Here is an 18,862-nt window from a genome sequence, read left to right as displayed (position 1 = left end):
GCCCCGAAGCAATATCGCCCCGGGGATTTCCTTGTGCGCTTGTCAGTTGGTCAGCGTGGCCATGCTGCCGGCTGCCTTGCGGGCGATTTCACCAAATGCGGTGACGATCTGCTCCATGTTTTCAGGGGCGTAATAATTGTCGATGCTGGATGCGCAATATTGCAGCAGCGACTTACCCTTGTCCGGCGCCATGAAAGCGACGCTGAAAATCTTGATCCCATCTTTCTTGGCAGTCTCGCAGGTGGTGCGTACCGACTGGTCGATGCTCGAATTCCACGCGGCGCTGTTTCCCGTCATTTCACCGTCGGTCATGAGAACGATATAGCGCTCGAAGGATTCACTCCCCTTCGTTTTATGTGCTTTCGCTTCATCCGGGTTGGCTTTTTTAAGGGCGTTATATGCGGCGTTCAGGCTGCTGCGGGCGTCGGTGCCGCCGGACGGAAATTCCGGGATTTGTTTGTCGACATAGCTGGCAACGCTGCTGGTGCCCCAGCTGATGGTCTGCGCGGCATAGGTCTCATGTGTATAGACCGACGCACCCGTGCGAACGAGCTCGGAACCGCCGTTGGCGGTATAGGTCGGATCGGCCTTGTTCAACGTCGCGACCAGAAACCCGACGGCGGTTTTGAGCGACGTGGCCTTGTTGACATAGCAGGGCGATGTCTTGCCCAGATTGGGATATTTATTCCAGTTGTCAGCCGTATAGTTCTGGCATGACGTTTTTTTCGTATCGATGGTATCCGTCTTGAATGACATCGAACCGGAACGGTCAAGTGCCAGATACATGGAGATCGGTGCGCCCTTGTTGACGGTGCTCTTTGCGGTACCGGTTACCGAAAGATCGAGTGTTTTGGCGCCAATGAACCCCAGCAGTGGGTTGAGCTGTACCCGGTGGTTGATCGTCGTCTCGACGGTGTAGGTCTTGCCGCGGGCATTTTCCGTCGTCGTGATAGCGGTTGGAGAGTTCTGCTCCAGTTCCTTTTTCTCTTCCACGGTCAGGTTCTTTTCCATCTGGGCCGCAATGAAGTTCTTGGCGATTGCCCTGATCTGCTCGTCCGTCAGGTCGCCCATTTTCAAACGGGCCTCGGTCGCCGCCGCAAGGGCTGCAGAATCCGCGGTATTCTGCAGATCGGCTTTCACCTGCATCACATTCGCCAACTCCATGCCGGCGCCGGCAAAACCCAGCAGGACCGGCAGCAGAATGGCCGTCATCATGCCGAAATTGCCGCTCTTATCGGCAAGGAAACGGCGCTTCAATTTGTGAGGTGCGGAGGCGGTCATAGTGGTGCTCACCGATTAGAATATTCGATTGAGCGCAGGAAACCCGCAAACGATGTAGAATCCGCTAACGTGATCGGTTCAATTTTACGCAGCGTTCAATTTGGTGCAGTTTTCAAAGTATTTTCAAGAATTGTTTCGCGCGATGGCCGCAATAATACACATCGTATCATTACTGGACGGGGATGACGTCGACGGCCTGTTTTATCTGCTGGTTGCCATAGCTCTTCAAGACACCGATGACCGGGGCGACATCGGAATAATCCCGGCCATAACCGACGACGATGTGGTCGCTTCCCGCGACGATATCATTGGTGGGATCGAGCTCCAGATAACCGGCTGCCTCGCCGCACCAGATGCGAACCCAGGCATGCATGGCATCGGCGCCTTCCAGCCGTTCCTTGCCCGGTGGAGGAATGGTACGCAGGAAGCCGCTGACATATCCGGCGGGAATGCCGAGGCTGCGCAGCGCCATGATCATGATATGCGAAAAATCCTGACACACGCCGCGCTTCAGCTTGAAGGCTTCCGATGGCGTCGTATCCACCGTCGTCGCCTCGCCATCATAGGTGAAATCCCTGTGGATGCGTTTGCACAGAGAGCGCGCGATTTCGCGAATGGTCATTCCGGGTTTCAGCAACTCCCGGGCATAGGCGGATATCGCCGCGTCCATTCCAATCCTCGGGCTTGCGCCAATGAAATGGTGCGGCGACTGGGAATCGAGCGACCAGACATCGGCAAGCTCCTGCGGCAGGCGGTAAAGCTCCGGAGAGAAATCCGCCGTCAGCGCCGGTGCCTCCACCATCACGCGGGCCTGCATGCGGATGTCGAGTTTTTCATGCGGCGCGCGCAGATGCACCGAGGTCGCCGATTGATGAAAGAAATCATCGAAGGCGACACGTTCTTCCGGCGTCGGCGAAACATCGATGGAACCGGCGACAAGCCGCTGCCGGCCGGGAATGGAGAGCGGCAGAACGCGGATGATGTGGCGCGCGCCGTGGGCCGGTGTGTCGTAGGTGTAACCCATATGCAGGGAAAGGTCGTAGAGCATAGGATTATCCGAGATAGGTTCGGGCAAGAACATCGGAGAGATGTTCCATATCGGTTTCGAGCTGACGATAGATCGCGCCGTTCATGTTTTCAGGCGTCATGACCGCCAGCCCGGAATGCAGGCGCATCGCCTCGCGGTAGAAGGGCGACATCTGGCCATTGACGAAGGCGTTCGGAAGCTGCTCCACCTCGGTGCGGATCTCGTTCAACTGGAACAGGATCGAACGGGGATTGAGCGGGTCGAGCGCCAGAAGATCGGTCACGGTCAGGCCGGCCGTGCTGACATTGTAGCGGCGGCGATGGGTCATGACGCTGTCACCGATTTCGAGCAGCATGTCATAGGAACCGTCAGGCGCATCCGGGCCGGTCATATGGCCGAGAAGACGTGTCATATGCAGGCCGCGTTCGAGATAGCGGCCGATCGACAGGAAACGCCAGCCGGTGAAGCGATACATGTTTTCGTGCACGAGACCGGCAAAGCCCGCAAGTTTGCGCAAGAGGATCGTCATGGCATGGGTGGCGTCGTCGCCCGGCGCGACTTTCGCGTGGAAGCGGCGGGCGGTCTTGGCAAGGTCGTTCAGTGCCAGCCATCCGTCAGGCGAAAAGCGGTCGCGGATATTGCTGGCGGAATAAAGCGCGCTGTTGATGTTGTTCAGCAGGCTTTCCGGCACGGCATCGTTCATCTCCACGTCCAGCGCTTCGAGATAATGCGTCACATGGGCGAGCAGCGGCTGGCGCGGATCAGCGGATTCGGCATAACGCCCATGCCAGGCGCGCAGGATGCGCAGGGCGCCTTCCGAGCGTTCGATATAACGGCCGAGCCAGAAGAGATTGTCCGCCGCACGGCTTGGCAGGCTTCCCGGCATGTTGCGGGTGAAGCTCTCCTCTGCGGGCAGAAGCGTGGTGCGTTCCACCGGCTTGTCGCTGACGATCCAAACATCCGCCGCACTCCCGCCAGATTGCATGGCGATTGCGGAAACGTCGTCGCCGCTTCCAATCCGTGCGAAGCCACCCGGCATGATCTGCCAGCCATCCTGAGTGCGGGCGGCAAAAACGCGTAGGCTCATCGGGCGCGGCACGAGCTTGTTCTCGATATAGGCCGGGGTGGTTGAAAGCTTCACCACTTCCTGACCCACCAGCCTGTGGCCGTCAGAGGCAAGCCAGTCGCTTATCGATTCCTTTGCCGTTTCACGCAGCGAAGAGCCGAGTACGGATTGGCCGTTATCGTCAAAGAAAGGCATCCGCGAATAGGCCGGGCCGATGACCATGCCTTCAATATTGCCGGCAACATGGCGACGCTCGGCTTCCTGCCCGCACCACCAGGTGGCGATGGAGGGCAGCTTCAGTTCTTCACCGAGAATGTGGCGGCAGATGCGCGGCATGAAGGCGAGCAGCGCCCGCGTTTCGAGAATGCCGCTGCCAAGCGCGTTGACGATGGTCAGCGCTTCATTACGCAGCGCCTGCACCATGCCCGGCGTGCCGATATGGGATTGCTGGTTGAGTTCCAGCGGATCGGAATAGGAAGCGTCCAGACGCCGCCAGAGAACGCCGACGGGTTTGAGCCCCGCCACGGTTCTGACCATGACGCGGCCGTTGACGACGGTCAGGTCCTCGCCCTCCAGCAGCATGAAGCCGAGATAACGGGCGATATAGGCGTGTTCGAAATAGGTCTCGTTGGCGGGGCCGGGCGTCAGCACCGCGATGCGGTCGTCAGGGTGTTTCCGGTGCGCCTGCAGCGTATCGCGGAAAGCGCCGAAAAACGACGCCAGACGGTGCACATGGGTTTCCGCGTAGATGTCGGACAGTGCGCGGGTGGTCGCCACCCGGTTTTCAAGCGCGAAACCCGCACCGGAAGGCGCCTGCGTCCGGTCGGCCAGCACCCACCAGTTTCCATCGGGGCCGCGGCCGATTTCAAACGAGCAGAAATGCAGATAATGGCCGCTTGCCGGTTTTACGCCGACCATGGGCCGCAGATATTCCGGATTGGAAGCGATCAGTGCCGGCGGCACGTAACCTTCCTTCACCAACCGGTTTTCGCCGTAGAAATCGGCGACCATGGCTTCCAGAAGATCGGCGCGTTGTTTCAGCCCTTCGGAAAGGACGGCCCATTCCCTGTCGTCGATCAGCACGGGAATATGGGAGATCGGCCAGTTTCTTTCGCTGCTGCCCTTGCCGTAATCGCGGTAGAACACGCCGGCATCGCGCAGATAACGGTCTGTGCGGGCAAAACGCTCGTGTAGTTCCCGTTCAGACATGCGCGACAGGGCATCGAGCAGGTTTTTCCAGACCGGCCTCACCTTGCCGTTGGTATCGAGCATTTCGTCAGCGACGCCCGGCAAGGGGGAATATTCAAGCCCGCGCGGTTGCGCGCTCGTTTCCGTTTTGCGTTCCGTTGCCGGGGCTTTGGACAATTTACACTCCGTAAGGCCGACGCAGATCGAGCGTCAGCGGAAATTCTGGCGACACGGTTTCCGCCTGTAGCGGATATTGCCCTGCCGTATGCCCCCATGGTTCGAAACGGGCGAGGCGGCGTGCCTCGGCCTCATTGCCGTTGACGGGAAAGGTCTCGTAATTGCGCCCGCCCGGATGAGCAACATGGTAGATGCATCCGCCGATCGATCGCCTCGACCATGTATCATAAATGTCAAAGGTCAAGGGTGAATTGACGGGCAGAACGGGATGCAGGCCGGAGGCGGGCTGCCATGCCTTGAAGCGGACGCCGGCCACCGCAACGCTGCGGTTTTCCGTCGGCGTCAGCGGAACGGCGCGGCCGTTGCACGCCACGGTGTAGCGGGCGGGATTGGAGGTCTCCAGCCGCACCTGCAGGCGCTCGACGGAGCTGTCGACAAAACGCACGGTGCCGCCAATGGCGCCCTGTTCGCCCATCACATGCCAGGGTTCCAGCGCCTGGCGCAGTTCCAGCTTCGCGCCCTCATATTCCACCTCGCCGAAGAAGGGGAAACGGAACTCCTGCTGGGCGGTGAACCATTCCGGTTTCACGTCGAAGCCGTTTTCCCTGAGATCGGCGAGCACATCCAGAAAATCCGCCCAGATATGATGCGGCAGCATGAAACGATCGGCGAGCGCTGTGCCCCAGCGCACGAATTTGCCGGCGACCGGGTTTTTCCAGAAGCGGGCAATGAGGGCACGCACCAGCAATTGCTGGGCAAGCGACATGCGTGCGTTCGGCGGCATTTCAAAGCCGCGGAATTCCACAAGGCCGAGGCGGCCGGTCGGCCCGTCAGGCGAAAACAGCTTGTCGATGCAGATTTCGGCGCGGTGAGTATTGCCCGTCACGTCTGTCAGCAGGTTGCGGAACAGGCGGTCGACCAGCCACGGCAGCGGCGGCACGCCCTCGCCGGGTGCGGGCACCTGCGCAATCGCGATTTCCAGCTCGTAGAGACTGTCATGGCGCGCCTCGTCGATGCGCGGTGCCTGGCTTGTAGGGCCGATGAACAGGCCGGAAAAGAGGTAGGAGAGCGACGGATGTCGCTGCCAGTGCAGGACGAGACTCTTCAGAAGGTCAGGACGGCGCAGGAAAGGGCTGTCATTGGGGTTAGCGCCGCCCACGACCACATGGTTGCCACCGCCGGTGCCGGTGTGGCGGCCGTCGATCATGAATTTGTCGGCGCCGAGACGCGACTGGCGCGCTTCTTCATAAACGGCGGTGGTGATATCGACACAGTCCTTCCAGCCCGCGGCGGGGTGGATGTTGACTTCGATGACACCGGGATCGGGCGCGACGCGGATGACATTGATACGCTCGTCATGGGGCGGCGCATAACCTTCGATATGGACGGGTAAGCCAAGATTGGCTGCTGCCGCTTCCGCAGCGGCGATCAGTTCCAGATAATCCTCGATGCGCTCGACCGGTGGCATGAAGACGCACAGCCGGCCATCGCGCGGCTCGACGGACAGGGCAGTGCGCACCGCGCCGCCGATTTCGCCGAGCGTCTGCTCTATGCGCTCCTGTCCCGCCCCCTCGCTCGCCTGGAAGGAAGCCTCAGGCATGGCGCGGCCCGATGGTGTCAGGACATCGGGAAGCGGACCTCTCGGGATCGAAGGGTCGGCCTCATGAATATAGGGATAGGCGGATGGCGGCACATGAGGCAGGGTGCCGAGCGGCAGGCGGTAACCCACCGGGCTATCACCGGGAACGAGGAATATTTTACCGCGTCGCGTTTTCCATTTTTCGCTGATCCAGCGCTTGCCGGCGGCGCGTGCATTCCACGCCTGAACGGGAAGAATATAGCCGGTCGGTGTCGTCAGTCCCCGCTCGAAGACGCGGGCAATGCGGTTTCGCTCTTCCGGGTCTTTCAGTCTGGAATTGGACGGGTCGACATTGTCGGGAAGGCTGCCTTCCTTGATGATCCATTCGGCCGGATCCTCATAGGCCGGCAGCACCAGCTCCGGCTCGATGCCGAGGTGGCTGGCTATGCCGTCCAGCAGTTTCTGCGCATCCTCCGCCCTGACGCCCGTATTGGCGCCCTCTTCGGCGATCAGCGCCGGGTTCTGCCAGATCGGCAGGCCGTCCTTTCGCCAATAGAGCGAGAAGGTCCAGCGGGGCAGACTTTCGCCCGGATACCATTTTCCCTGTCCGTAATGCAAAAAGCCGCCCGGTGCGAAACGCTCACGCAGGCGGCGGATCAGGGCGTCAGCCTTTTCACGCTTTGTCGGCCCGACCGCGCCGGTGTTCCACTCTTCGGATTCGAAATCGTCGATGGAAACAAAGGTCGGCTCGCCGCCCATCGTCAGCCGGACATCATGTCTATTCAGAACCTCGTCGACCTCCTGGCCGAGCGCATTGAGTTCCTCCCAGCTTTCATCCGAAAAAGGCTTGGTGATGCGCGGCGTTTCGGCAACCCGGCGGACCTGCATGTCGAAGGCGAATTCCGTGTTGGCATGGCCGTAATAGCCGCCGGAAATCGGTGCGGCATTGCGATAATGTGGCGTTGCCGCCAGCGGAATATGGCTTTCGCCGGTCAGAAGACCTGAGGTGGGGTCGAGGCCGATCCAGCCTGCGCCGGGCATATAGACTTCCGCCCAGGCGTGAAGATCGGTGAAATCCACCTCGGTGCCGGATGGGCCGTCCAGCGCCTTGAGGTCTGGCGTCAGCTGGATGAGGTATCCCGACACGAAGCGGGCGGCGAGGCCAAGATGCCTCAGAACCTGAACGAGCAGCCAGCTTGTATCGCGGCACGACCCCTTGCCGGAGGCAAGCGTTTCCTCAGGCGTCTGGACGCCGGGTTCCATGCGGATGACGTAGCCGATCTCCTGTTGCAGTCGGGCATTGAGGCCAACAACCATGTCCACAGTCGGTTGCCCCGATGTGCGGTCGACGGTGGCCATGAAGGCGGCGAGCAGCGGGCCGGTCGGTTCCGGCTTCATGTAGATGGAGAGATCGTCACGCAATTCCTGCGGATAATCGAAGGGCCACTTTGTCGCTTCTTCCTCCACGAAGAAATCAAACGGATTGTAAACCGTCATATCGGCGACAAGATCGACCTCGATCTTAAACTCCGTGGCCGGTTCGGGAAAAACGAAACGGGCGAGGTAATTGCCGTAGGGGTCCTGCTGAAGGTTCACGAAGTGATTGGAGGGTGAAACCTTGAGCGAATGGCTGATGACGCGGGTTCTGGAGTGCGAGGCGGGCTTTAGTCTTATGATCTGTGGTCCAAGGCGAACCGGGTTGTCGTATTTATAATGCGTCAGATGATAAATGCTCGCTTTGATCGCCATTAATCTGCCTTGCCCGGTTTTTCCGGTTTATGCGGTTTGTCCGCCCCTCTGAAATTATTCGGATTTTGTGCAATGCAGGAAAAGAAAGCAAGGATCATTTCCGGGGGCAATCGCATTGTTGGTTGAGACCACGATGTTTGCCCGAACGAAGAATTGCCCGGGCTTTTCAATCACCGTCGCGGAGATTTCGCCGGGATTGTGGACAAGGTTAAACAGCATGTTATTGCTTGGCATCGCAAGGCGCAGAATCGCGATCCGCTTTCTTTGCCGACTGACGTTTCGGAATGGAATGAATGGCAACAACCGTGACCGACGATCAGCGCAAGAGCGCGGCTAATCTTTCGGGTTTCGATCTCGATTTTCCCGCCCAGCTGCGGATGATGGGGCGTGCCTTCTGGACATCGCCGGTGCGCACCCGGCTGATATTGCTGTCGATCGCGCTGCTCACGGTGATATTGCTCACCGCCTATGGGCAGATCAGGCTCAATGAATGGAATGCGCCGTTTTACAATGCCCTGGAACGGCGCGATCTTGATGCATTCATTCATCAGCTCGAGGTCTTCGCCATCATCGCGGGACTGCTGCTGCTGCTCAACGTCATCCAGACCTGGCTGAACCAGATGACGGCGCTGAACATGCGCGAAGGTCTTGCCAAGGATATGGTGGATCAATGGCTGAAACCGGGTCGCGCCGCCCGTCTTGCCGGTTTCGGCACGATCGCCATCAACCCCGACCAGCGCCTGCATGACGATGTCCGCAACCTTGCGGAAAGCAGTACGGCGCTTTCTATCGGTCTCGTGAACGCGACGATCCTGCTCGTCAGCTTTATCGGCGTCCTCTGGTCGCTCTCGGCCGGTTTTACCATCACCATCAGCGGCGATACCTATGCTATCCCCGGCTATATGGTCTGGGCGGCGATCTTTTATGCCGGTTCCGCCTCGCTTCTCAGCAATCTCGTCGGTTATCGGCTGGTCGGGCTGAATGCCGAACGTTATTCCAAAGAAGCGGAACTGCGTTTTTCATTGATGCGGGCGAGCGAAAATCTTGCCGCCATTGCCCTTGCGCGCGGTGAGAAGAACGAAAGGCGTCGGATCGGTATCGATATTGACGCGGTGCTCGGCGTCATCCGGGGCCTTGCCATGGCGCTGACGCATCTCACATGGGTCTCGGCAGGGTATGGCTGGCTGGCGGTGGTGGCGCCGATCCTGATCGCGGCGCCGGTTTATTTTTCCGGCAACCTCACCTTCGGTGGGCTGATGATGGCCGTCGGCGCCTTCAACCAGGTCAATACGGCGCTGCGCTGGTATATCGACAATTTCGGCCCTATCGCCAGCTGGAAGGCGACATTGCAGCGCGTTTCCGTCTTCCGGAATGCCCTTATCCAGATGGACAGCGTTGAACAGCACGGCCTGACGATTGATCTGCAACGCAGCGCGGAGAATGAGAGGGTTCGTTTGCAGTCGGTCACGATCTGCCGTGATGCGGGCGGACAGGATATGGAGCGTGGGTTCAGGTTGCGCGAGGCCGAGATCGAGGTCGGGCCGGGCGGACGGCTGATGATAAACGGCGAGCAGGGCGTGAACAGGCGGCTGCTGTTTGCGGCCATGGCGGGGCTCTGGCCCTGGGGGCAGGGCAGGATCGAGATGCCCGAACAATCCGACACGCTTTTCATCGCCCAGCACGGCTATCTGCCGTCGGGTTCACTGCGCGAAATCCTCGCCTATCCGCGCGCGCCGCACCGGTTTACGGATGCGGATTATCTCGCGGTGCTCACCGCATGCGGGCTTGGAGAAATGGCCTCGTGTCTCGATGAGAATATCCGTTGGGACAAGAAACTCGATTCGGATGAGCAGGCCAGCATCCGTGTTGCCAATGCCCTGCTTTTGAAGCCGAAATTCCTCGTGATCGACGATTTGCTGGAAGGGCTGGAAAAACAGACGCAGGATACGCTGGCGGAGGTTTTGAACGGGATCGACGGCGCGGCGATCATCTATATCGGCCGGTCGGAAACATTCCTGTCGATCCTCACGCCTCAAGTGGCCCATCTCGACCACACCTTTCCGAAGGAAAATACTTCCAGGCCCGATAGTGCTCCGCAGTAAATCGTCGGGCCCTGAGCCTGATGGGAGCGGATCAGAGCCGCAAATGCCAGCTGTCTGAAGCGAGCCGTTGCTGTTTGACGAGGCTTATCGCGGATTCCGGCTCCACCTGCGAGCGCAGGGCAAGTGTGCCCGTCGCCAGGCTGATGGCGACGACGCTTGCGACCGCCAGAACAATACGGTCGTAGCGCTGCTGTATTGTGTTGTTTCCACTCCAGTCATAGGCCATTCGCACGCCCTCGCGTTTTTTGGAATCGTGCCCCATCATGGTTAACCGAAGCTTACGATGGCCCTGTGATTCCTTGCTGTTTTGGAAGGGCTGCCGCGAAAAATCGGCTATTGGCGGATAGGGCGCGGTTGTTTAAGTCCGGCAGCGGGAGGTTTGTGAAAGGATTTTGAGACATGGACCAGCAACCGCCCGCCGACATGGAACTCACGCTCAGAACGCTTGCAATGCCCGCCGACGCCAACCCGGCCGGTGATATTTTCGGCGGCTGGGTCATGTCGCAGATGGACCTTGCCGCTTTCGTTCGCGCCAATGATGTGGCCGGCGGCCGCACCGTCACCGTGGCAGTCAATGAGATCGTCTTCAAGAAGCCGGTCAAGATCGGCGATACATTGTGCGTCTATACCAGGATCGAAAAGATCGGCCGCACCTCCGTCACGCTCAAGATCGAAGCCTGGACCCGCAGGCATTATCAGGATTCACGCGAAAAGGTGACGGAGGCCGTCTTCATCATGGTCGCGGTGGATGACAATGGTGAGCCGCGCCCCGTCCGCAAAGAGGCTTGAAGGTCGCCGTCTTTTCAAAGCAACGACAAAGCGCCTGCCAAAGGAATAAAGAGCACAGGCGCTTTGGCCTTCCGCGCCATTCGATATCTCTCCGCTCAATACTTTCGAAATATCGAATTTATTTATCAATTTTTGCGATCAAGATATGGAATAGGACGGGGATCAGGCTTTGACCATTCCAGGTGTTGTTATTGTCGGCGGCGCTCACGGCACGCTAGCCCTTGCGCGCAGCCTCGGCGTCCTGAATGTGCCCGTCTATTATCTCACCCACGATTCCCCCTTGCCGGGCTGGTCGCGCTTCGTGCGGGAAACAATTCGCTGGGCTGGCCCGCATGATGCCGGGGCGATCGTGTTCCTGCGTCAAATGGCCGAGAAGCACGGTTTGAAGGGCTGTCTGCTGGTGCCGTCCGGCGATGGTGAGGTCCAGCTCATTTCGCAGCACCGTGAGGAGCTTTCCGCTCTTTACAAAATCGTTCTGCCGGATTGGGCGGCTCTGCAATGGCTGTGTGAAAAACCGCTGCTTTACAAGCGTGCGGCGGAGCTTGGTGTCAGCATTCCCCGGACCTATGCATTGACATCGGACGCCGATATCGATGCGATGGATGTGATGTTTCCCGTCATTCTCAAGCCCAACATGGGGGGCGGTGATACCACGATTGCCCGGGCGAAGGTGATCCGGGCGGATGATCGCCAGGCGCTGAAGACCGCTTTCGCCGATGCGAGTGGAGAGATCGGCGCTGGCAATGTCGTTGTGCAGGAACTCATTCCCAGCGGCGGAGAAAGTCAGTTTTCCTACGCGGCACTGTGGCTCAATGGAGAGCCGGTGGCCGAATTCACGGCCCGGCGCGCCCGGCAATACCCCGTCGATTTCGGTTATACCAGCACCCGTGTCGAGGTTGTCGATAACGGGCAAGCGATCGATGCGGCCCGAAAAATGCTGAAATCCGCGGGCCATAGCGGGCTTGTCGAGGTCGAGTTCAAGCTCGACGGCCGGGATGGCGAGTTGAAACTTCTCGATGTCAATCCGCGCCCATGGTCGTGGTTCGGCCTCTGTTCGGCCGCAGGCGTCGATCTTGGTGCTTTGCTGTGGCGGGTCGCGAATGACGAACAGACTGGCCAGCCCGTCAGCGCGCGGCAGGGCGTTTCCTGGTCTTATCTTGTCCGCGATACCGTTGCGGCTTTCACCCTGGCCCGGAGGGGTCAGACGAGGATTGGAGACTATTTCGCCTCTTTGGGCAAAATCCGCAGCTGGGCCTCTTTCGCGCTGAACGATCCCTTGCCGGGCCTGATCGATCTGCCATTGACGGTCTTGCGGGTCATAAAAAAACGCATCCTTCCCGGTCTGGCGTCAGGGCAATCGAAAACGGGATTTTTACCGCCGCTCAAACGCCTCGGAAAATATGGGGCCATAAGGGCGGGGCTGGAAGTGAGTTCTTTCCCGCCTGTCCGGTCGGCGTTTCCGTCCTTGGCGGGGCGTGGTGTGATTTTTACACTTCACCATGTGCGCCCGGGCAGGGCTGTTTCGGCCTTTGCACCGAACGTTCAATTGTCAGTTACGCCGCAATTTCTGGAAGAGGCGATACAGGCCGCGCTCGAATGTGGCCTCGTTCCGGTCCATCTGCACGATCTGCCGGCTCTGCTTGCCGATAACCACGAAGGTCGGTCGTTCTGCGCCTTCACGCTTGATGATGGCTATCGCAACAATGCCGATCATGCAGCGCCGATCTTCCGCAAATATGCCGTGCCTTACACGATTTTCATCACGCCGGGTTTTGTCGAGCGAACACGCAGCCTTTGGTGGGAAACCGCCGCTGCCCTGACGCAGAAGGCCGCGTCTTTCGAATTCGATTTCGGGGCGGGGCCGGTGCAGGTGGCATGCGCCAACCCTTCGCAGAAAGCGGAGGCATTCACGCGGCTTGAAGATTTCGTCCAGAACTTTTCGGAAGACGAGGCGGTGGAAAGAATCGACCGTGCCGCGAGGCAACATGGCGTCGATCCCATCGCGATCGTGGACGAACTCGTCATGGATACGGATGAGCTCAGGACGCTGTCGGAAGATCCTCTGGTTCATTTTGGTGCCCATACCATGACGCATGTGAATATGCGCAAGGTCGATGCGGCGCGCCTGGCTTATGAGATCGCAGAATCGGCACGCCGGGTGGAAGCCTATGTCGGCCATCGGCCACGGTCCTTTTCCTATCCCTATGGCTGGGTAAGGGCGGTGGGAGAACGCGAAGCGAAAGCCGTTCACGACGCAGGATTTTCTGCGGCCGTGACCACGCAGGCCGGCGTTATTGGTCCCCACAGCCTCGAAAAGCCGACGCAGTTGCCGCGGGTATCGCTGAACGGACGCTTTCAGAAAAAACGTTTTGTCAAAGCGCTCATCTCGGGCCTGCCCTTCCGGTTCATCTAGCAACCTCGGCGGTTTGTCATCTTTGCCCCGTCCAGCCATGTGTGGCTGCGGTCCCCTGCCACTATTTCCGAATTCTGCCGTCGCTCTGCGGGCCTCTTCGCAACCGTTTGGTCAATTCGAAATGGCGTGTTACAATTTTTGTTATTCACATCCCATTATCTATTGATTATAAATCAATTTATCGACGTAAAACATTACAACTTTTATGAAGGCTTCGTTCGTGCTGCTGATTTTTGCCGATGATCTGACCGGAGCGCTCGACGCCGCCGCCCCCTTTGCCGGGCGCGGGCTGGCGACCGAGGTTGCGATCGGGCTTGACGGTGTGCGTGCAGCGCTCGCGGATGCGCCTGCCGTCCTCAGCCTCAATCTCGGCTGTCGCGATGGCGAGGCAGATGAAGCCCGCCGCCGCACGCAGGAACTGTTGGCGCTGGTTCCGGCCGGTACAATTTTGTTCAAGAAGATCGATTCCCGCCTGAAGGGGCATATTGCAGCGGAAATGGATGCGATTTCCTATCGCCACGCGCTTGTCGCGCCCGCCATTCCGGACTTTGACCGTGTCGTTGTTGACGGAGCCGTTTCCGGCTTTGGCGTCGAAATTGCCATTCCTGTTCATGACAGACTGGGCGGACACGCCGGCCGCTGCACGGTACCCGATACGCGATCGAAGGGCGATATCAGGGAAGCTCTCGCCGCCGCGCAGGCGGAGGGGGCAGATCTTCTGGTCGGCGCGCGTGGGCTTGCCGAGGCGCTGGCTGAGGCGATGACGGGCCAGACTGTCCCTGAGGCGGCGGCCGTTCCAGCCGGCAAGGGGCTTTTTGTCATCGGGTCCCGCGATCCGATCACGGTGGAGCAGATTGACGTACTTGGGAGTGTTGGGCCTGTCTCGATCGTTGAGGCGCCGAATGGTATCGTGCCCAGTCATGCAGATGGGGGTGCCGGCCTGACGCTGGTTCAAGCAACGCAGGGTGCGGAAAATCTGTCGCCGCTTGCGGTTTCAGACCGGCTGGCGGAAGGCGTCGTGCCGCATTTTACCGACAGGGCGGCAAGACTGCTGTTATCGGGGGGAGCCACGGCCGAAGCCGTGCTGCGAGCCATGGGCATTTCGCGCTTGCGTCTTGCCGGCGAATGCCTGCCGGGTCTCGGCGTCGGCTGGTCCGGAGACCAATGCATCATTGCGAAGTCCGGCGGTTTTGGGCAAGCTGACACGTTGAAACGGATCGCGAAAATGATGCTTGGCGACAATGACGCTGGAGAGAGCTGACCAGATGGGGCTGATGAAAGAAACGGCGCGCAAGGCACTTCCGGACATTATTTTCGAGAGAATGCACCGGGCGATCAAATCCGGCGCCTACAAGCCGGATGAGCGGCTGCCGACCGAACATGAACTCGCCATGGAATTCGAAGTATCGCGACCGGTGGTGCGTGAAGCACTCCGGCGGCTGCGCGAGCAGGGTTTCATCTATTCCCGCAGAGGCTCCGGCAGCTATGTCAGGGCCTTTGGTCTGCGTGAACCGCTCGGCTTCGGGCAGCTCGAAAACGTTGCTGATCTTCTCAACTGTTACGAATTCAGGCTGACGCTGGAGCCGGCGGCGGCCGCAGCAGCGGCATTGCGGCACGATGGCGAAAGGCTTGCGGCGATCAGGAAGGCGCTCGAACTGATGCGGGACGCGACCAATCGCCAGTCTCACCGCGAGGATGCCGATTATCAGTTCCACCTTGCCATCGCGCGGGCGGCGCGAAACAGTTATTTCTCCACCGCGATGGAAGCGCTGAAAGACCATATTGCAGTGGGAATGAAGTTCCACGGCATGTCGGTGAAGCGGGAGGCATCCGGTCTGACGCGTGTTTTTGCCGAGCATGAGGCAATCGCTAAGGCGATCGCCGATGGGGATGCAGAGGCGGCACGCCAGCTTATGCTCCAGCACCTGACCGGATCGCGCGACCGCCTGTTTGAGTCTTCGCATACGGATTAAGCGGAAGGCCGATGCGCGTGTCCGCGTACCGGATTTTTGCTCAGAAGGCGTGGCGGTAAATCCCGAGCACGTCTTCGACGCTCATATCGACGGGGTTATTGTCCATCAGCCGGCGGATGGCGTGCGCATCCTCAGCGTAGCGGGGAAGATCGGCTTCAGTCGCGCCGTGCCGTGCGAGCGACATTTCGATGCCGAGCTCGGCACAGAAATCCGTTGCCGCCTTGCGCAGATCATCCGGCGAAAGATGTTCGCGAAGCCCGAGCGCTCCCGCCACTTCCGCCGTCTTCGCAGAAACCGCAGGCTGGTTGAAGGCCAGAACATGCGGGAAGACGATGGCGTTCGCCAGCCCGTGCGGCAGGTTGAGAAGCGTGCCGAGCGGATAGGCAATGGCGTGACCGGCCGCCGTATTGACCGGGCCGAGACAGATGCCGCCATAATAGGAAGCGAGCATCATGCCTTCTCGCGCTTCGGTATCCGCGCCATCGCGGACGGCGCGCGCCAGATATTTGCCGACCAATGCAAACCCCATGCGAGCGAAACCGTCGATCATCGGATGGGCCTTGCGGTTGGTGAAGGCTTCAACGCAATGGGCCATGGCATCCACCCCCGTTGCCGCCGTAACCGCTGAAGGCACGGAATAGGTCAGCTCCGGATCGAGCACGGCGAAATCCGCGATAAGATAAGGGCTTTCGACCGCGATCTTGTTGCCTTTGACGGGATCTGTGATGAGCGAACGGATGCCAGCCTCCGAACCGGTGCCGGCGGTGGTGGCGATCTGTACCAAGCGCGTGTCGCGCCCGGCAACCCTGTTCGGCCCCGCCACACCCTCAAGCCTCTGGTCGGAATTCCAGAGCGCCGCGACCAGCTTTGCCACATCCATCACCGAACCGCCGCCGAGGCCGATGACGAGATCCGGTTTGGCGGCGCGGGCCGCGGCAAGGGCGGCATCGAGCGTTGTGGTGTCCGGCTCGCCGGGAATGGCATCGAATATGGTGAAAGGGCCTTGCAATTGCAGCCGGTCGGCAAATTTCGCCGTCAGCGGTGTGGCGATAACCAAGGTGGATGCGGTTTTTCCTGCCCAGGCGCCGACCTGTGAAATGGCGCCTGCGCCAACGGCGAGCCGGCGTGGCTGGTGGATGAGAATGGGAGCTGTAGACATGGTACTCATCCCTTCGGTTCTTTGCCCGCCACGAGCTTGCGCGCATAGGCAATGGCCGCATTCATGTTGCCGTGATTGGCGATGCCTTTGCCGGCGATATCGAAAGCCGTGCCGTGATCGACGGAGGTGCGGTCTATCGGCAGATCGACGGAAACGTTGACGGCGGTATCGAAAGCAACAAGCTTGATCGGGATATGGCCCTGATCGTGATATTGCGCGACGACAAGATCGAAAGCGCCGGAATAAGCCCGGTGAAACACGGTATCGGCGGAAATCGGTCCCTGCACCTCGATGCCTTCGGCGCGGGCAGCGGCGACCGCAGGTGCGATCTGGTCGTCATCCTCGGTGCCGAACAGCCCGTTTTCACCACAATGCGGATTGATGCCGGCAACCGCGATGCGCGGCCGCTCGTAACCGATGCGCTTCAGATGCGCGTTGCCGGCGCGGATGGTCGCCAGTACCCGCTCCGTCGTTGCCCGGCGAATGGCCTCCTGCAGGGAAACATGGGTCGAGACGTGAATGACTTTCAGCCGTTCCGAGGCGAGGAGCATATAGGCCGCCGAGGAGCCGGTCAGGCTGCGCAACATGCCGGTGTGCCCATCATAATGGTGGCCGGCGAGATTCAAGGCTTCCTTGTTGATCGGCGCGGTGACGATGCAGCCGATTGCGCCCGCTTCGGCATCGCGAACCGCCTTTTCGATGAAACGGAAAGCGGCGTCTCCAGCCACCGGCGACAATGTACCCCAGGGCAGTGGCGCGCCTTCCACGGCCAAGTCGACGACATGCTGAGAGAGATCGATATCAACGCCAAGCGCATCCCGCGCCGCTTCCAGCGTGGCGAGATTTCCGTAAATCCGCGTCGCCGCGCGATCCGGCGCGGACATGTCCGCCAGCGCCCGCACCGTGATTTCTGGGCCGACGCCGCAGGGGTCACCCATGGTGATGCCAATGATATTGCTCATCTTTGTCTCCCGTCGTTCTCGTCAGCCCAGCCGGGCGCCAGCCGGACATATTTGATTGCGCGGCGATGATAGGTGTAGCTCGCATGCAGCGTACCGTCCGGCGCTTCCAGAAGCCATGGATAGGACATTTCCTGATTGCGGCCATCCGTCGAATCGTTCGACAGGCAGGTGCCCGGCCCGTCTTCGATCAGAATCCGGGTGGCAAAACTGCGCCCGTCATCATTGGAGAGGCAGATCGAAACCGGCGCGCGCGGCACGCCCCAGACCGGCACACAGCCACCGCTCGGATCGGCATCCGGCCTGTCGTCTTCCTCTCCCAGCTCGTCATAAAGCGAGGCGCGGCGATCACTCGACTGCGCGGCGTTGATGGGGTTGCAGATCATTGCCAGCCTGCCATCGCCGAGCCTGATCACGGCAATGGAGGAATTATTGTTTGGCACATCGGTCGGCTGCGGCTTTGACCATGAGCGGCCGCCATCGGCGCTTTCCGTGCGGTAAACGAAATCGGCCTGACGACGGCGGAAGAAGGCGGCGTAGTGGCCATTGGTCACCGCGACCGGGCTCATATGCACACACCCGGTCGATTCCTCCAGCTCCTGCAATTGCCAAGTCGCGCCATTGTCTGTGGATATGCCGAGCGCCGCCGTATCGTGGCTGCCGTTCCATTTCTGGCCGGGACGCTGGACGCAGCGGAAGATTGGCAGCAGCCATGCGCCGTCATCGCGAATACGCAGCGGCGCGCGGATGAAGCAGCCCTGCGGGAGATCGAGAAACCGTCCTGCCTCGGAGGCAAGCTTTTCCGGTGCTGTCGGGTCGCGTGTGACCCGCGCCATGCGAATGCGGCACTCATCCTGGTTGCCGGAGGGCTGGGCTGTGTGAAACAGCCAGAGAACGCCATCCGGCGCGGTGAAGAGAACCGGGTTCTGTTCGGAGTGGGCGGGGTCATGGCTCAGGCGCTGCGGCGGCCCCCAGCGGGTCGCACCTGCCGTCAACACGGATGCGAAGATCGAAATATCCGATTTTCCCTCCAATGTGCCGCCAAACCAGGCGCAGAGCAGGGTGCCGTCATCCAGAAGGTGCAGGAAGCTCGCATGGTTCTGGATCATGGGTGATGGCAGAAATGCTTCCTGCCGGTTTTCCGACGAGGCATGCATGGCTCCGGTCATGGCGTGAGCGATGTCATCAGGGGTCATCGTGGTCTCCTCTTGTCCTGATGAAAATGGCATATTCAAAAAGTTGTCAAGTTTATTTGATGATAAAAGATGCGCAGTCGGTTTTGATTTACGCAATTAACTGCATGTTTTTAAATGATAAAAATAAAAGATTTGACCTGAATAAAAACTGCTTCTGAAAAATAAATTGACAAAAAATTCGATAACGTCGATGCTCTGTTTACG

The 18,862-nt window shown here is 59.8% G+C and carries 13 protein-coding genes; 5 read left to right on the top strand and 8 right to left on the bottom strand.

All coding sequences use genetic code 11. From position 1 onward, the window contains the following. Positions 1-42 precede the first annotated feature (42 nt). The 4 genes from MRBLRC7O_RS18320 to MRBLRC7O_RS18305 all read right to left on the bottom strand — a co-directional run bounded on the left by MRBLRC7O_RS18320 (position 43) and on the right by MRBLRC7O_RS18305 (position 8,067). On the bottom strand, positions 43-1,281 hold the full coding sequence (locus MRBLRC7O_RS18320; RefSeq protein WP_003506025.1) for a vWA domain-containing protein: 1,239 nt from the start codon (positions 1,279-1,281) through the stop codon (positions 43-45). Between the two features lie 169 nt (positions 1,282-1,450). Next, the gene (locus tag MRBLRC7O_RS18315) at positions 1,451-2,329 is read right to left on the bottom strand and encodes a transglutaminase family protein (protein ID WP_060723102.1); all 879 of its coding nucleotides are present in this window, start codon (positions 2,327-2,329) and stop codon (positions 1,451-1,453) included. Between the two features lie 4 nt (positions 2,330-2,333). Continuing rightward, complete coding sequence (locus MRBLRC7O_RS18310; protein ID WP_065695011.1) at positions 2,334-4,739, bottom strand: circularly permuted type 2 ATP-grasp protein; 2,406 nt, start codon at positions 4,737-4,739, stop codon at positions 2,334-2,336. 1 nt (position 4,740) lies between these two features. Further along, entirely contained in the window at positions 4,741-8,067 is a 3,327-nt protein-coding gene (locus tag MRBLRC7O_RS18305; protein ID WP_087746133.1) for a transglutaminase family protein, read from the bottom strand. A 293-nt stretch (positions 8,068-8,360) separates the two neighbouring features. On the opposite strand from MRBLRC7O_RS18305, the gene MRBLRC7O_RS18300 reads away from it, so the two are divergent. Further along, on the top strand, positions 8,361-10,169 hold the full coding sequence (locus MRBLRC7O_RS18300; protein ID WP_367727522.1) for an ABC transporter ATP-binding protein/permease: 1,809 nt from the start codon (positions 8,361-8,363) through the stop codon (positions 10,167-10,169). Positions 10,170-10,200: 31 nt separating this feature from the next. On the opposite strand, the gene MRBLRC7O_RS18295 is transcribed toward MRBLRC7O_RS18300, so the two are convergent. After that, positions 10,201-10,434 carry a hypothetical protein gene (locus MRBLRC7O_RS18295; RefSeq protein ID WP_080570294.1) on the bottom strand — a complete coding sequence of 78 codons (234 nt, stop codon included), beginning with the start codon at positions 10,432-10,434 and terminating at the stop codon, positions 10,201-10,203. Positions 10,435-10,568: 134 nt separating this feature from the next. Here MRBLRC7O_RS18295 and MRBLRC7O_RS18290 point away from each other — a divergent pair, with 134 nt between their 5' ends. The 4 genes from MRBLRC7O_RS18290 (at position 10,569) to MRBLRC7O_RS18275 (ending at position 15,344) form a co-directional block, all read left to right on the top strand. After that, entirely contained in the window at positions 10,569-10,958 is a 390-nt protein-coding gene (locus MRBLRC7O_RS18290; RefSeq protein ID WP_003506036.1) for an acyl-CoA thioesterase, read from the top strand. 169 nt (positions 10,959-11,127) lie between these two features. Beyond that, positions 11,128-13,371, top strand: coding sequence for a polysaccharide deacetylase family protein (locus tag MRBLRC7O_RS18285; protein WP_111820601.1), 2,244 nt, complete (start codon positions 11,128-11,130; stop codon positions 13,369-13,371). Positions 13,372-13,591: 220 nt separating this feature from the next. Then, the gene (locus MRBLRC7O_RS18280) at positions 13,592-14,632 is read left to right on the top strand and encodes a four-carbon acid sugar kinase family protein (protein ID WP_111820648.1); all 1,041 of its coding nucleotides are present in this window, start codon (positions 13,592-13,594) and stop codon (positions 14,630-14,632) included. Positions 14,633-14,636: 4 nt separating this feature from the next. Beyond that, positions 14,637-15,344 carry a FadR/GntR family transcriptional regulator gene (locus tag MRBLRC7O_RS18275; RefSeq protein WP_003506041.1) on the top strand — a complete coding sequence of 236 codons (708 nt, stop codon included), beginning with the start codon at positions 14,637-14,639 and terminating at the stop codon, positions 15,342-15,344. Between the two features lie 40 nt (positions 15,345-15,384). Here the strand turns inward: MRBLRC7O_RS18275 and MRBLRC7O_RS18270 are convergent, their stop codons facing one another. Genes MRBLRC7O_RS18270 through MRBLRC7O_RS18260 form a run of 3 tightly spaced genes read right to left on the bottom strand, consistent with a single transcriptional unit; the run spans position 15,385 to position 18,658 of the window. Next, positions 15,385-16,512, bottom strand: coding sequence for an iron-containing alcohol dehydrogenase (locus tag MRBLRC7O_RS18270; RefSeq protein WP_111820600.1), 1,128 nt, complete (start codon positions 16,510-16,512; stop codon positions 15,385-15,387). Next, positions 16,509-17,465, bottom strand: a complete 957-nt coding sequence (gene pdxA / locus MRBLRC7O_RS18265; protein WP_060726974.1) for a 4-hydroxythreonine-4-phosphate dehydrogenase PdxA — start codon at positions 17,463-17,465, stop codon at positions 16,509-16,511. Before pdxA ends, MRBLRC7O_RS18270 begins: the two co-directional genes overlap by 4 nt. Beyond that, entirely contained in the window at positions 17,462-18,658 is a 1,197-nt protein-coding gene (locus MRBLRC7O_RS18260) for a sialidase family protein (protein WP_111820599.1), read from the bottom strand. Before MRBLRC7O_RS18260 ends, pdxA begins: the two co-directional genes overlap by 4 nt. Positions 18,659-18,862: the final 204 nt, after the last annotated feature.

It is taken from the genome of Agrobacterium radiobacter (assembly GCF_040801995.1).
Classification (GTDB): domain Bacteria; phylum Pseudomonadota; class Alphaproteobacteria; order Rhizobiales; family Rhizobiaceae; genus Agrobacterium; species Agrobacterium radiobacter.
This window is presented reverse-complemented; position numbering and strand designations above follow the sequence as displayed.

Excerpts from the sequence above, each read along its gene's own strand:
- MRBLRC7O_RS18305 (WP_087746133.1), bottom strand. The coding sequence starts at position 8,067 with ATGGCGATCAAAGCGAGCATTTATCATCTGACGCATTATAAATACGAC.
- MRBLRC7O_RS18295 (WP_080570294.1), bottom strand. The coding sequence starts at position 10,434 with ATGATGGGGCACGATTCCAAAAAACGCGAGGGCGTGCGAATGGCCTAT.
- MRBLRC7O_RS18290 (WP_003506036.1), top strand. The coding sequence starts at position 10,569 with ATGGACCAGCAACCGCCCGCCGACATGGAACTCACGCTCAGAACGCTT.
- MRBLRC7O_RS18275 (WP_003506041.1), top strand. The coding sequence starts at position 14,637 with ATGGGGCTGATGAAAGAAACGGCGCGCAAGGCACTTCCGGACATTATT.
- MRBLRC7O_RS18270 (WP_111820600.1), bottom strand. The coding sequence starts at position 16,512 with ATGAGTACCATGTCTACAGCTCCCATTCTCATCCACCAGCCACGCCGG.
- MRBLRC7O_RS18260 (WP_111820599.1), bottom strand. The coding sequence starts at position 18,658 with ATGACCCCTGATGACATCGCTCACGCCATGACCGGAGCCATGCATGCC.
- MRBLRC7O_RS18320 (WP_003506025.1), bottom strand. The coding sequence starts at position 1,281 with ATGACCGCCTCCGCACCTCACAAATTGAAGCGCCGTTTCCTTGCCGAT.
- pdxA (WP_060726974.1), bottom strand. The coding sequence starts at position 17,465 with ATGAGCAATATCATTGGCATCACCATGGGTGACCCCTGCGGCGTCGGC.
- MRBLRC7O_RS18315 (WP_060723102.1), bottom strand. The coding sequence starts at position 2,329 with ATGCTCTACGACCTTTCCCTGCATATGGGTTACACCTACGACACACCG.
- MRBLRC7O_RS18300 (WP_367727522.1), top strand. The coding sequence starts at position 8,361 with ATGGCAACAACCGTGACCGACGATCAGCGCAAGAGCGCGGCTAATCTT.